General features: G+C 44.6%; 11 protein-coding genes. 2 read left to right on the top strand and 9 right to left on the bottom strand.

Annotated features, from left to right (window positions below):
- Positions 1-169: 169 nt before the first annotated feature.
- On the bottom strand, positions 170-2,005 hold the full coding sequence (locus ABCM67_RS05115; protein WP_022427037.1) for an ABC-F family ATP-binding cassette domain-containing protein: 1,836 nt from the start codon (positions 2,003-2,005) through the stop codon (positions 170-172).
- Between the two features lie 455 nt (positions 2,006-2,460).
- Here ABCM67_RS05115 and ABCM67_RS05120 point away from each other — a divergent pair, with 455 nt between their 5' ends.
- Positions 2,461-3,189 (top strand): LytTR family DNA-binding domain-containing protein, encoded by a 729-nt coding sequence (locus tag ABCM67_RS05120; RefSeq protein ID WP_114002550.1) that lies wholly within the window; start codon positions 2,461-2,463, stop codon positions 3,187-3,189.
- Here ABCM67_RS05120 and ABCM67_RS05125 read toward each other — a convergent pair.
- From ABCM67_RS05125 to pta, 7 genes are all read right to left on the bottom strand, one after another.
- Positions 3,128-4,996, bottom strand: a complete 1,869-nt coding sequence (locus ABCM67_RS05125; RefSeq protein WP_147603523.1) for a GHKL domain-containing protein — start codon at positions 4,994-4,996, stop codon at positions 3,128-3,130. The two genes, ABCM67_RS05120 and ABCM67_RS05125, sit on opposite strands and share 62 nt — an antisense overlap.
- Positions 4,997-5,036: 40 nt before the next feature.
- Complete coding sequence (locus tag ABCM67_RS05130; protein WP_199874107.1) at positions 5,037-5,639, bottom strand: hypothetical protein; 603 nt, start codon at positions 5,637-5,639, stop codon at positions 5,037-5,039.
- Between the two features lie 235 nt (positions 5,640-5,874).
- Positions 5,875-7,242: an MATE family efflux transporter gene (locus tag ABCM67_RS05135; protein ID WP_021652545.1), complete on the bottom strand. Its 1,368-nt coding sequence runs from the start codon at positions 7,240-7,242 to the stop codon at positions 5,875-5,877.
- 96 nt (positions 7,243-7,338) lie between these two features.
- A complete protein-coding gene (gene rpmF, locus ABCM67_RS05140) occupies positions 7,339-7,521 on the bottom strand; it encodes a 50S ribosomal protein L32 (RefSeq protein WP_015525241.1) in 183 nt (60 codons plus the stop codon).
- 3 nt (positions 7,522-7,524) lie between these two features.
- Positions 7,525-8,052: a DUF177 domain-containing protein gene (locus tag ABCM67_RS05145; protein WP_147603525.1), complete on the bottom strand. Its 528-nt coding sequence runs from the start codon at positions 8,050-8,052 to the stop codon at positions 7,525-7,527.
- A gap of 251 nt (positions 8,053-8,303) precedes the next feature.
- Positions 8,304-9,494, bottom strand: a complete 1,191-nt coding sequence (locus ABCM67_RS05150) for an acetate kinase (protein ID WP_021652542.1) — start codon at positions 9,492-9,494, stop codon at positions 8,304-8,306.
- Positions 9,495-9,521: 27 nt separating this feature from the next.
- Positions 9,522-10,529: a phosphate acetyltransferase gene (gene pta / locus ABCM67_RS05155; protein WP_015525244.1), complete on the bottom strand. Its 1,008-nt coding sequence runs from the start codon at positions 10,527-10,529 to the stop codon at positions 9,522-9,524.
- Positions 10,530-10,957: 428 nt separating this feature from the next.
- Between pta and ABCM67_RS05160 the strand changes: the two genes are divergently transcribed.
- Positions 10,958-12,232: a nucleotidyltransferase family protein gene (locus tag ABCM67_RS05160; RefSeq protein WP_147603526.1), complete on the top strand. Its 1,275-nt coding sequence runs from the start codon at positions 10,958-10,960 to the stop codon at positions 12,230-12,232.
- A 75-nt stretch (positions 12,233-12,307) separates the two neighbouring features.
- Here the strand turns inward: ABCM67_RS05160 and ABCM67_RS05165 are convergent, their stop codons facing one another.
- Positions 12,308-13,468 carry an aminotransferase class I/II-fold pyridoxal phosphate-dependent enzyme gene (locus ABCM67_RS05165; protein WP_015525246.1) on the bottom strand — a complete coding sequence of 387 codons (1,161 nt, stop codon included), beginning with the start codon at positions 13,466-13,468 and terminating at the stop codon, positions 12,308-12,310.
- Between the last annotated feature and the right edge of the window lie 98 nt (positions 13,469-13,566).

Consider the following 13,566-nt stretch of genomic DNA (forward strand, 5'->3'; position numbering starts at 1 on the left):
CCTCATACACATCCGTATAAGGATTTTCATTGCAGAGTACCAAAAGTTAAGCGGATATTCGAAATCCACATTCGCTACCTACTCATAACCGAATAACTGCTTTGCAGTTTATCCGGTTAACGTACCGTTATTTATGATACTAGAGTTTTGCCTGAGAAGTCAATATCTTTTACTCTTTCTGATTTTCAATCTGTTCTGCAAGATCATTTAAATATACCCAGCGATCCATTTTTTCGTCCAGCTTCTGCTGGATTTCCTGCTGCTCGTCGGAAAGCTCCCTGAGTTTTCCCGCATTTGTGGCATTGGCAGCCATCTCTTTGTCAATCTGCTCCAGACGTTCTTCCAATGCTGCGATGTCATCGTCAATAGTGTCAAATTCTTTCTGTTCTTTATAGGTGAATTTCAGTTTCTGTTTCCGGTTCTGTTTCCAGGTATCTGCAGCGGATTTCTTTTTCTCAGGCTCAGCTGTTTCTCCCTGTACTGTACCGCCATTCATATCTGAACGCGTTTCCAGAGACTGTCCCTTTCTTTCCTTTGCTTCCAGATAATCCGTATAACCGCCCTCATACTGGACAAGCCGGCCATCTCCCTCAAATGCCATAATACGGTTCACCACATTATCCAGGAAATAGCGGTCATGGGACACTGTGATCACGATGCCGGAAAAAGAATCCAGATAGTCCTCAAGAATGGTCATGGTGGGAATATCAAGATCATTTCCGGGCTCATCAAGAAGAAGAACATTTGGCGCCTCCATCAGAACCTTCAAAAGATACAGTCTTCGCTTCTCACCTCCGGAAAGCTTCTCCACCGGGGTGTACTGCATGGCCGGATCAAAAAGAAATCTCTCAAGCATCTGGGAAGCTGTGATCCTTCCTTCTTTTGTCGGAACATATTCCGCCACCTCACGGATATAATCAATCACTCGCTGTCTTCCATCCATATCCGGAACGTTTTGTGCAAGATACCCGATACGGATCGTTTCTCCGATCTGAATCTCTCCGGAATCCGGCAAGATCAGTCCATCTGCCATTTTAAGAAGTGTGGACTTACCGCAGCCATTTGGCCCGATGATCCCGAGACGCTGATCACGAAGAACAATATGATCAAAATCATTGATCAAAAGACGACCTTCGATGGTTTTACTTACATGATGAAACTCTATGGTTTTCTTTCCCATACGGGTCTCAATGGAATCCATTTCCACATTCTGCTCTTTCAGCGGGGTTTTTCCCGCCTTCAGTGCTTCCAAACGGTCAAGCCTTGCTCTCTGTTTTGTACTTCTGGCACGACAGCCTCTTGCTGCCCATTCCAGTTCCATCCGAAGTACACTGCGGCGCTTCCGGTCACTGGCAAGCTCCATTTCCTCTCTCTGCGCTTTCAGCTCCAGAAATCTGGAATAATCTCCTGCATAGGAATATAATTTTCCGTGGCTGATCTCCAGGATCCGGTTTGCCACACGATCCAGGAAATAACGGTCATGAGTGACCATGATCACCGTCCCACGAAAATTCCGGAGAAAATCTTCCAGCCATATGACCATTTCTCCGTCCAGATGGTTGGTAGGCTCATCCAGGATCAGAATATCAGCCGGATTTAAAAGCATCCTTGCCAGCGCCACTCTTTTCTTTTCACCACCGGAAAGATTATCCATATTAATATTCTGATCGGTAATACCAAGTGTATTCAGCATGCGTCTGGCCTCACTTTCGGTACTCCAGTCCTTCTGCCATTTGCCTTCTGCCACATAGTCCAGAATGGTCATATGCTGCGGAAATTCCGGAGTCTGGGGAAGCCAGCTGATCCGGATCCCGTTCTGGGTGATCACCTGCCCTTCGTCCGGTTCTTCCTCTCCGGCGATCACGCGGAGCAAAGTAGTTTTACCGGTTCCGTTTACACCGATGATACCTATTTTTTCTCCCTGATCGATGCCGCAGGAGATATCATCAAATATCACCTTATCTCCAAAAATTTTGTGGATATGTTCTATATTAAGAATGTTCATGCGCATTTTCTCCGTTTTCTTCCAAAGTATATAAAAATCATTTCCATGATAGCGAATTTCCACGATTCCGTCAAGAATCACTGTTATGACAGGGGAAAGGGCTGTACCTCAAATCTGGAAGTACAGCCCTCTTGGGGGATTGTTTTTTATCTGGATTTTGGTCAACAGTTTCTGGTGTCGCCAGCTGCTGCCCTTATTTTTCGTATATCCACCGCCTTTCGTATCTTTTGACGCTATTGTAAAAAAATTATCAGGAAATGACAACAGACCTGTGACAAAATGACAGTTTCCATGAAATATGACATTTTTATGTTAAATATCTGCTAAAAGCACGTTCATTCCTGATAATTTTCTACACAATACGTCATTTCAGGCCAAAATCCGATATTGGATATACATAAAAGTTATGATATACTATTTTTACTACTCTTTTATAAACCGGAGGTTATATTATTTTGAATATTGCAATTATTGATGACATCTCAACGGATGCAGAAGCCCTGAAGAATATCGCTGTTTCCTATTTTGAGAAAAAACAGATCCGGGCAGAAATCTGTCATTTTTTCAGCGCAGAAGAATTTTTTGAAGATTATCAGCCCGGAAAATTTCAGATCCTGTTCCTGGATATTTATATGGACGGGATGACAGGTATGGAAGCTGCACGCAGGATCCGAAGACAGTCCGATAACTGCATCCTTGTTTTTGTCACTACCAGCAGTGATTTCGCTGTGGAAAGCTATGATGTAGGAGCCTCCTATTATCTTCTGAAACCATTTCAGCCAGAAAAACTCTGTTCCATTCTGGATTCCTTTCAATCCAGGCATTTACTGGCATCCCGTTACATTGAAGTCGTTTCTGACCGGGTTCCCATCCGGGTCCCTCTGCGCAGTATTTTATATGCAGATACATTCCGAAATGCAGTGTGCCTTCATACCGACGCCGGTCCGGTCCGTTCTTATCTTACCTTTCACAAATTTGAGGAGCAGATCCGGGACTGTCCCAATTTTCTCTCCTGTTACCGTGGCTGTGTCGTCAATATGGACCGTATACAGGAAGCTTCTGAAGAAGGCTTTCTTCTGGACAACGGGGAGGTCGTCCAGATCCGGAAACGTGGCTCTTCTGCTATCCGTAAAGCCTATCTTCAGTATCTCTTTGCGTCAGATGAAGAAATATCTCAGCTTTAAAAATGCCATTTTCAGACTGAAAATCCGCAAACCCTCCATAACGTGCCGCAATTTCCATGATCGACGCAGTTCCGATCCCCTGTCCGGAATGCTTACCTGAAAAAAATCCTGTTTTATTTCTGCGTAAGGGATCTGTGCAGCTGTTTTCTTCTTTTATAAGAAGTTTATTATTTCTGGTACGTATCTGTACACGGACAAATCTGGAACTGCCTTTCGGACAAAGCTGTGCCGCTTCTATGGCATTTTCCAGAAGATTTCCAAAGAGACGACAAAAATCTGTATCCTGGATCCCTGTTTTTTCCGGTGCCTCTACCTGACACTGAAAAACGATCCCGTTTTTTCTGCATAGTTCTTCATAATAATGTAAGATCGCATCGGCAACCTGATTTTTACAGTAAGAATGATAGGTCAAACGTTCCTGGAATTCACGGGTATACCGGCAAAGGTATTTCTGCATTTCTCCATACTGCTCACGTTCCAGTAATGCAGACAGAACACGAAGGTGCTGACGCATATCATGACGGACACGGCTGGTTTCTTCCATCTGTTCTTTTAATCGGTCGTAATGATTTTTCTGGGCAAGGAGACGAAGTTCAGTCTGATGACTATATACCTCATAAGTCAGACTGATCTTATATGCTTCTGACAGGTCTCTCCACAGAACACAGCCAAACGCAGCTGTCAGTATCAGCCCACCTGTCTCCGGGAAACCTCCTCCCAAAATCGGCTCATAAAGATACCCTATCCGATCTGCCACAAGGGAACAGGCATAAATCGTTGTTCCCACCAAAACGATCTTTCCATATCTGCAATCTGTTTCTCCAAAAGTATTGAGCAGCATATAGATCGCTGCCACCCATTTGACTGCCTCACTGATCCAGACAACATCATAAAGAAGCCTGGCTGAAGGAAGTATATCCGCAAAAATCTCCAGAAAGAAAGCTACTACGATCCAGAGATCGATCAAAAGAAACAGATATATGCCCCTTTTTTTTCCTATAATACAATCCTCAAGCCGGATCATGCAGGAAAGGATCAGATAATAGATCATAGTTTCCAGGGCATACCAGGGCCTCGTGGGAAGAAGAAAAAAATTATGTACCAGGGAGCATAACGAATATCCTGCCACACAGAGACAGACCAGATTAAAAATAGCAAATTCTTTTGTCCTGGTTCTGACATGTACCATAAGAGTCCCAAACATGATACAGATACAGAACGCAATGGCACAGCCGCTTCCGAGTACCCGCAGTCCTCTCTGTATGCTTACACGGACCGGAGATCCCAAAACCGGAATAGCCTGGATTCCGGATCTGATATGGCTTTTGTCTGCTACTGCTATGACAATCTCCACAACCCCGGATCCCTGAAACGCAAAAACACGGTTCATGACCCGGTCCATATAGGTTTTTTCGTCAGGATCCCCCACTTCCCCGGCCAGTTCTCCATTGATATAGATTCGGTATGCGGAAAAAACCTCCGCCATAGATATAGCCCAGATTTTTTCCTCTTCGGGCAGGATCAGAAACATCCGGTATGTCCCACATCCATACGTAGAAGCCTCTTTATTCCCCAGTTCCATTTCATTACGTTCTCCAATCGAAATATAACAACTGTAATATCCTGGATCCTTTTTCAGCATCTCAGGTGTAAGCAGCTTTCCCGGAAAATATTGCCATTCCCTGGCAAGATAATGTAGCTTTGCCGCCGCATCTTTATCATCCAGACAAAGGATTCCCTGAATGGGCTGCTCGCCTTTCGCTGTATATTCATTATTTATGAGATACATCATAAAAAAAGCAGTCATAGATAACACCACAGTAAGTCCAAAGATCAGGGTCCATTGCCTACTTTTCTCCTTTATGACTGTCACCTCGCTTTCCGGATCTGCTTCGGATTCCTACGATCAGCACTGTTATCATTGTTGCTGTCGTCAGGACTGCCACTGCAAAAGGATTCTCTTCTATATCATCTATTTTCCGACCTCTTACGCAGAAGATTCCTGTCTCGTCCGTGTCAACGATCAGAAGATCCTGCTTTTTATCTAGGAATGTCTTTAGTTTTCTTCCTCGGGAATCCGTAATTTCCATAGTTTCCGGATCTCCGTTGGGAAATATCTCTTTTACCGGTATCATGATCCGGCTCCCCGGAATATCCGTGATCTTCTGAGTGCCTTTATAGATCTTTATTTCATATGAATGATTGGAAACCTTTTGTACCAGTGCCTGTATTGTACCATTCTCTGCTACCTTCCAACTTTGTGCCACAGAAGCAGGGATACGAAGACTGATTCCTTCTTTTTCAAAATTTATATCTCCCATATATTTCAGGATAAGATCCAGACGTTTTCCACTGATCACAGTCCATTTTTCAGTAACAACTTCTGTTACCTTTCTGGCCGGCTGTTGCACTTCAGGTTCAGCCCGTACAGTTCTCGCGTTATAAATCATACCGACACACAGCGCAATAACTTCAAATATCAAACAAAAACCATATCGTATTGTTTTTTGCAGATTATGCATATCTGGTCATCCCCATTACATATGTTTCATCTATCTGCATCCAGAATACCTCTTTTTCAGCTTTCAGGCAATCAAATCTATACGTAATAAATCGACATCTTTCGAACAAAACAAAGGTGCTGATCACTGCTATTGCACAGAATCAGCACCTTTTCATATATCGTTATTTCTTTTTCTGCATACCTGGAAATCGCCGAAAATAATAGATGACAAACAGTACCGCAGTAATTATCCAGGACACCGGATAACTGAGCATGATACTGTCGATCCCCGGATGAGATCTTACAAAAGCAAACAACCAGATGATACGTAAAAGACAGACTCCTCCACAGGTCAAAATCATAGGAACCAGTACTCTTCCGGCACCACGCAGCGCTCCGGAAAGAATTCCGATCACAACATAAATAGCATAGGACGGAATCAGGAAACGGATCATATGCACCCCAATGTCTACAACCACCTGATCTGTTGTAAACAAATGGTAGATCGGATTTGCGAACAGAATAAGTGCTCCGCTTACAATAAACGCCGAAATGTATGCCATCACCATACAGACGCGGACACTTTTTCGCATGCGGTGGTATTTTCCGGCACCATAATTCTGTCCCACAAAGGTGGTAATTGAGATGGCAAAAGCATTGCATACCATCCAGAACACCGCATCAATCTTTCCCATAGTTCCCCAGGCTGCCACTGTGTCAGTCCCCAGTTCATTGACAAAAATCTGAATGGTGAGATTGGCAATATTATACATCACCGATTCCAGTCCTGCCGGAAGTCCAATCCTGAGAACTGCCCCCAAAGACCGGAGATCAAAACGGATCTCATGAAATTCCAGACGATAAATATCCTCTGCGCGCATCAGGAACCAGGTTACAAGGATGGCACTGACTGCCTGACAGCTGACTGTTGCAAGTGCAACACCGAGGACTCCCATATGGAAGATCACCACAAACACAACATCCAGCAAAATATTCAACAAACAGGTAATGATCAGCACATAGAGCGGTCTTTTGGAATCCCCCACTGCTCTTAGGATACTGGATACCATGTTGTAGACCAGATTGAAAAATGTTCCCGCAAAATAGATATGCAGGTACAGCACAGAATCGGGAATTACTTCTGCCGGTGTTTTCATCAGGTGAAGGATCGGCTCAGCCAGGATAAAACCTGCTGTTCCCACAATAATACTGGCAGCCAGGCAGAAGATCATGGATGTGTGAAGTGCTTTTTTAAGGTTTTTGTGGTCTTTCGCTCCGTAAAACTGAGAAATCACTACAGACGCACCGGAACATAAACCTACAAAAAAACCTACGATGAGATTCACGATCATACTGGATGAGCCTCCTACTGCTGCCAATGCTTCTTTTCCCACAAAGCGGCCTACTACAACTGTATCGGCAGTATTGTAGATCTGCTGGAACAGAGTTCCAAACAAGATCGGAAAAAAGAATATCAGAAGCTGCTTCCAGATCACACCCTCTGTGATCTGGTTCACGGCGGTATTTTTCTGATTCTTGTTCTGTTTCATATTTTTTTATTTCCCCCCAGAGTATAAAAAAAGCCGGTATACTTATCTCAGCATACCAGACTCTTTTCGCATCATATATTGACTGTCTAATTAAAATTAGTCCTCAACTTTGATGATTTCCTTCTTATTGTAGCTTCCGCAAGCTTTGCAAACTCTGTGTGGCATCATAAGTGCTCCACATTTGCTACATTTAACAAGGTTCATAGCGCTCATTTTCCAGTTCGCTCTTCTCTTGTCACGTCTAGCTTTGGAAGATTTGTTCTTAGGACAAATGGACATAGGTTACACCTCCTTAAATTTACTGAATATATCACTGATAGCTGCCATGCGGGGATCCTTAGGCTCCTCCTTGCATCCGCAGGGACCTTCGTTCAGGTTCTTCCCGCAGCGGCTGCAGATACCTTTACAGTCTTCTTTACATAAGACCTTTAAAGGCCAGCATATCAATACCTCAAGATAGACCAACCGGTCCACATCCAGGTTCATACCTGTGAGATAGCTGCTTTCATCCAGATCATTGACACGCTCTTCATCAGAAAGCTTCATATCGAGCTTCTTCTTAAATTCCAACGGCATCTCGACGGCTACTGTCTCAAGACAGCGGTCACAGGGAATGCCCACTGTGATCTTACCGGTTCCTGTAAGCTCAAGAACCTTATCACCGGTATTGGTGATCGTAAGCTCTACCGGTTCCTTCGCAAGTACCGGAAAACTTCCCATCTGAAAATCAATCTTCTCCAGTTCAGGAATAACTGATTCCTGGATCGTCTTGCCATCACAGGAAGAAATGTCTAATAAATGAATCTGCATAAGTCTCTCCTATCCACACTCAATCCATTATACATATGGTCTTGTGATTTGTCAACGTTATTTTCGGGAAAATATTACATTTTTTTAATTTTTTGTTACTGTTGGCTTAATCAGAAATTCGGGGTAAATTACGGGGGTGGACCTTTAATTGTCCGCCCCCCGAATGTATACTGCTGATCCACAGTAATATATAATTCTGCCTGATTACCGATCATGCCCGAACGGTTCTGTACCGGTACTGAAACAGCTGATTATACCAGTGCTACAGTCTCACGGCAGATTGCAAGCTCCTCGTTTGTCGGGATAACTGCAACCTTAACCTTGGAGTCCGGTGTGGAGATCACGATTTCCTCGCCACGATGTCCGTTAGCATCTTTGTCAAGTGTTACGCCAAGGTATCCGAGATAGCTGACAACCTTCTCACGTACCGGGATCGCATTCTCACCGATACCTGCTGTGAAGACGATCGCGTCAACACCATTCATTGCTGCAACATATCCGCCTACGAATTTAGCGATGCTATAGCAGAGAACGTCGATGGCATTAGCTGCATCCTCGTTTCCGCCTTCAGCTGCCTCGTTGAGGTCACGGAAGTCGCTGGAAAGTCCGCCGGAAAGTCCGAGAAGACCAGATTTCTTGTTGAGTACATTCATAACGCCCTCAATGTCCAGGTTCTCTTTCTTAGCAATGAACTCCATGATAGCCGGATCGATGTTACCGGAACGAGTTCCCATAACAACACCTTCAAGTGGTGTAAGACCCATTGTTGTATCTACACATTTGCCATTTACAACTGCGCTGATGGAAGATCCGTTTCCAAGGTGGCAGACGATAACTTTGGAGTTGTCTTTGTCAAGGCCAAGGAAATCAACAGCTCTCTTGGATACGAAGCTGTGGGATGTTCCGTGGAAACCGTATCTTCTTACTTTATATTTCTTGTAGAAGTCAAGCGGAAGTCCATAGAGATATGCTTTAGCAGGCATTGTCTGATGGAAAGCGGTATCAAATACGCCTACCTGTGGTACGCCTGGCATAAGCTCTGCACATACACGGATACCAATGAGGTTAGCCGGGTTGTGGAGCGGTGCAAGGTCATTGCACTCTTCTACTGCTTTGATCATCTCGTCTGTGATCACTGCAGAAGAAGCAAATTTCTCGCCTCCGTGTACGACACGATGTCCAATCGCATTAACCTCTTTAAGGCTTCCGATTGCACCTGTTTTATCGTTTGTAAGAGCATCCAGTACCATCTGGATCGCTTCTTTATGTGTTGGCATAGCTGCCTCTGTGATCTCTTTGTCACATCCGGCTTTCTGATATACCAGTCTTCCGTCAATACCGATTCTCTCGCAGAGACCCTTTGCAAGTACATTCTCTGTCTCAGAATCGATTAACTGATATTTTAATGAAGAACTTCCACAGTTGATAACTAATACGTTCATGATTTAACTCTCCTGATCTTTTAATAATTATTTATCCTCTGCCTGGCACTGTACTGCTGTGATCGCTACAACACCTACGATATCATCTGCAGAGCATCCGCGAGACAGGTCGTTTACAGGTTTTGCGATACCCTGTGTAACAGGTCCGTATGCTTCTGCTTTACCAAGACGCTGAGCAAGCTTGTATCCGATGTTACCTGCATCAAGGTCAGGGAATACCAGTACGTTAGCTTTACCTGCTACTTCGCTTCCCGGTGCTTTGGATGCGCCTACGCTTGGAACGATAGCTGCATCAAGCTGGAACTCTCCGTCAAGTTTAAGCTCCGGATGCTCCTCTTTGGCAATTCTTGTAGCCTCTACGACTTTATCTACGTCAGGATGCTTTGCACTTCCCTTAGTGGAGTGGGAAAGCATAGCTACGATCGGCTCCTCCTGAACAAGAAGCTTAAAGGACTCAGCAGAAGATGCTGCGATCGCAGAAAGCTCATCCGGAGTCGGGTTCTGGTTCAGACCGGAATCAGCAAATACGAATGCACCGTTTGCACCATACTCGCAATCCGGAACAACGATCAGGAAGAATGCGGATACAAGCTTGGTTCCCGGTTTTGTCTTCAGGATCTGAAGGCATGGACGAAGTGTATCTGCTGTAGAATGGCATGCACCGGATACCATACCGTCTGCATCCCCCATCTTAACCATCATTACGCCATAGTATGGGTACTGAGTATGAAGGATCTCTTTCGCTTTCTCAGGTGTCATTCCCTTCTTTGCTCTCAGCTCTACAAATTTATCAATATATGCCTGAGTTCTGTCAGATTTCTCCGGATCTACGATCTGTGCACCGGAAATATCAAAGCCGCCCTCTGCAGCTTTCTTGTTGATCTCTTCCTCATTACCGATGAGGATGATCTTTGCAACTCCCTCTTTCAGAATCTTGTCAGTTGCCTCAAGAGTTCTCATATCCTCTGTCTCTGGCAGTACAATTGTTTTTACGCTTTCTTTTGCTCTTTTTTTAAGCAGTTCAACAAATCCCATGATTAAATGGCTCCTTTCTTGATGTAACAAAAACGCTAGTGTCTGTTCGGGCACTACACTATGTTTATTATACCCCCTTACACTTTTCTTTTCAAGCGTTTCATTGTCAGAAAATGGCTATACTGCGTATTTTTTGAAGTGCAATTGTTACTGTTTACCGACAATGTTCTGCGATGTGTTTTTTGTGGATAAAGATCACAGATGGCCCGAGGATTTCGGCGCATAATTATAAATTTGCGTGATTTCTGTATCTCACAAAGGGTGTTGCCGGGCCCAGAGCGGACAGCAGCATTCGGGTTTATGGCAGCAAAACAGATTTCGAATGCCTCTTAACTTTTTACATTGCTTATGTTAAAATAGCACCATTATTATAATATAAGAACTTATTTCAAGATTTGAATTTTCAGAAACGGCAGGTACTTTTTTATATGAAAGTTGTTGGAATCATTGCAGAATATAACCCATTTCACAAAGGTCACGAATACCAGATCCGCTATGCCCGGGAGATCCTTGGTGCTGATTATATTGTGGTCGCCATGAGCGGGGATTTTGTCCAAAGAGGGGCTCCTGCCCTTATGGAAAAACATCTCCGGGCTGAGATGGCTCTTCTCGGAGGCGCCGATCTGATCCTGGAAATGCCGGTACAGACAGCAACGGCCAGTGCGGAAGGATTTGCCGCAGGTGGCGTAAGCCTTCTTGACGGGCTTGGTGTTGTAGATGAGCTATGTTTCGGAAGTGAATGCGGAGATACAGAGACTCTTATGAATATTGCACAGATTCTTATAAAGGAACCGTTTGAATACCGCAAACTCCTTCAGCAGAATCTTCGTACCGGAATGAGTTTTCCTGCTGCAAGAAGCAGTGCTTTGATCCGTTACATGCGAGAAAAAGCCACTTCCGTGCATAACACATTCGGCGTTTCATCAGAACATATTGAACTCATTCTTTCTTCTCCCAATAACATCCTGGGAATCGAATACTGCAAAGCGCTTCTCCGTCTTAACAGCCGTATCCTTCCTCATGCACTTTTAAGAAAGGGATGTGGTTATCATGATACGGATTTTTCTCTTCTTTCTGACGAAGAATTTCCCTCTGCTTCCGGCATCCGGAGCCTTATGAAAAAATCCGAAGGAACTGTGCAGTCTGCTAATCTTTCCCGGTTGATCCCTTCTGCTTCCCTTCCCGGATTCCTGGATTCTCTCAAAAAAGGAGCATGGCTTTCTGACTCAGCACTGGATCTTCCTCTGCATTACAAACTGCTTCAGGAATCCGAAGAAACTTTAAAAATGTATCCGGAGCTTTCGGATGCACTGATCCGGCGTATCCTGAAATCCCGAAATCAATATGAAGGTTTTTCCCAGTTTGCGGATCTTTTGAAAACACGGGATATTACCCGTTCTGCTATCTGCCGCAGCCTTGTCCGGATCTTTCTTGACCAAAAAACAAAAGCACCCGGACACATTCCCTATGCCCGGGTACTTGGCTTTCAAAAAAACAGTGCTCCGCTTCTCAGCCAGATCAAGAAAAACTCCTCGATCCCGTTGATCACCAAAGCCGCCGATGCATCTGCGATCCTCGATGAAACTGCGCTTCGACTTTTTAATGAAACCTGTGCGGCTTCCAATCTTTACGAAATGCTTCTCTGCCACAAAACAGGTCAGCCTTTCATCCACGAGATGAAAAAACCGCTGCGGATCATTTAAGATCCACAGCGGCTTGAACGCTGATAAGTAATCTTTTCATGGCTTGAGATCGGATTTTGAACAACTTTCAGTTATTCAGTTTAATCCGCTTTTTCGGATCGCTTCCACTGCTTCCCGGATCTTCTCCGGCGGAAGTACCAGGGCGAAACGTACGTAGCCCTCTCCATGGGGACCAAAGCTTGCTCCCGGAGTCACGATGACGCCGGCCTTTTCCATCAGTTCCATACAGAATGCCATGCTGTCGGTGCGGCCACCCGGAATCTTCGCCCAGACAAACATGGTGCCTTTTCCATTTGGAAGTTCCCATCCGATATCACGAAGTCCCTGGCAGAGAGCATCTCTTCTCTCCTGGTACTTCTGACACTGTTCTTTTACGCTGTCCAGCGGTCCCTGAAGTGCTGCAATAGCTGCTTTCTGAAGCGGCAGGAACATGCCGAAGTCGATCTGGCTTCTCAATTTGCGGAGCGCTGCGATCACATCCGGCCGGCCTACCAGAAAGCTAAGTCTTGCGCCTGTAACATTGAAGGATTTGGAAAGACTGAAAAATTCCACTCCAATATCTTTCGCTCCCGGAGTGGCCAAAAAACTTCCTCCAAATGCCCCGTCAAAAATAATATCGCTGTACGCATTATCATGAATGATCAGAATATCATATTTTTTCGCAAATTCCACGATTTCTTCGTAAAGTCCCGGAGTGGCAATGCTTCCTACCGGGTTGGACGGCAGGGATACTACCATATATTTAGCCTTATTCGCTATTTCTTCCGGAATTCCCTTTACATAGGGAAGAAAATCATGTTCTGCAACCAGCGGATAATAGTAAGGAACTGCTCCTGCCATCAGACTTCCTGCTGCAAATACAGGATAGCACGGATCCGGAAGAAGTACTGTATCTCCCTCATCACAAAGCGCCATGCCAAGATGCCCCATTCCTTCCTGGCTTCCATAAACAGTCATTACCATGTCCGGTGTCAGTTCCACATCAAAACGTTTCTTATAATAAATACAGACTGCATCCAGAAGCTCCGGCAGATCACGGAGACTGTATTTCCAGTTGTTGTCATCCATAGCTGCTTCCGCTACAGCTTTCTTGATATATTCCGGAGTCTTGAAATCCGGAGTTCCCACACTCATGTTATAGATCTTCATGCCCTGTGCTTCCAGCTCCATACGCCGGTTGTTCAGAGCAGCAAAAATTTCATCTCCAAATCGGTCCAGTCTTTTTGAAAACTGCATATCATTCGTCCCTCTTCCATAATAAAATCAAACGGATATTCGCAATCCGCTTCGCTACTTGCTCATAAATGAAATCACAAAGTGATTTCATTTATTTT

Source organism: Blautia sp. 2227st1_G12_2227SCRN_220401 (genome assembly GCF_039062885.1).
GTDB lineage: Bacteria > Bacillota > Clostridia > Lachnospirales > Lachnospiraceae > Blautia_A > Blautia_A fusiformis.

Bases quoted from the DNA above. Each gene is read 5' to 3' on its own strand.
- ABCM67_RS05115 (WP_022427037.1), bottom strand. From the start codon at position 2,005: ATGAACATTCTTAATATAGAACATATCCACAAAATTTTTGGAGATAAG.
- ABCM67_RS05125 (WP_147603523.1), bottom strand. From the start codon at position 4,996: ATGACTGCTTTTTTTATGATGTATCTCATAAATAATGAATATACAGCG.
- ABCM67_RS05130 (WP_199874107.1), bottom strand. From the start codon at position 5,639: ATGATTTATAACGCGAGAACTGTACGGGCTGAACCTGAAGTGCAACAG.
- ABCM67_RS05135 (WP_021652545.1), bottom strand. From the start codon at position 7,242: ATGAAACAGAACAAGAATCAGAAAAATACCGCCGTGAACCAGATCACA.
- rpmF (WP_015525241.1), bottom strand. From the start codon at position 7,521: ATGTCCATTTGTCCTAAGAACAAATCTTCCAAAGCTAGACGTGACAAG.
- ABCM67_RS05145 (WP_147603525.1), bottom strand. From the start codon at position 8,052: ATGCAGATTCATTTATTAGACATTTCTTCCTGTGATGGCAAGACGATC.
- ABCM67_RS05150 (WP_021652542.1), bottom strand. From the start codon at position 9,494: ATGAACGTATTAGTTATCAACTGTGGAAGTTCTTCATTAAAATATCAG.
- pta (WP_015525244.1), bottom strand. From the start codon at position 10,529: ATGGGATTTGTTGAACTGCTTAAAAAAAGAGCAAAAGAAAGCGTAAAA.
- ABCM67_RS05160 (WP_147603526.1), top strand. From the start codon at position 10,958: ATGAAAGTTGTTGGAATCATTGCAGAATATAACCCATTTCACAAAGGT.
- ABCM67_RS05165 (WP_015525246.1), bottom strand. From the start codon at position 13,468: ATGCAGTTTTCAAAAAGACTGGACCGATTTGGAGATGAAATTTTTGCT.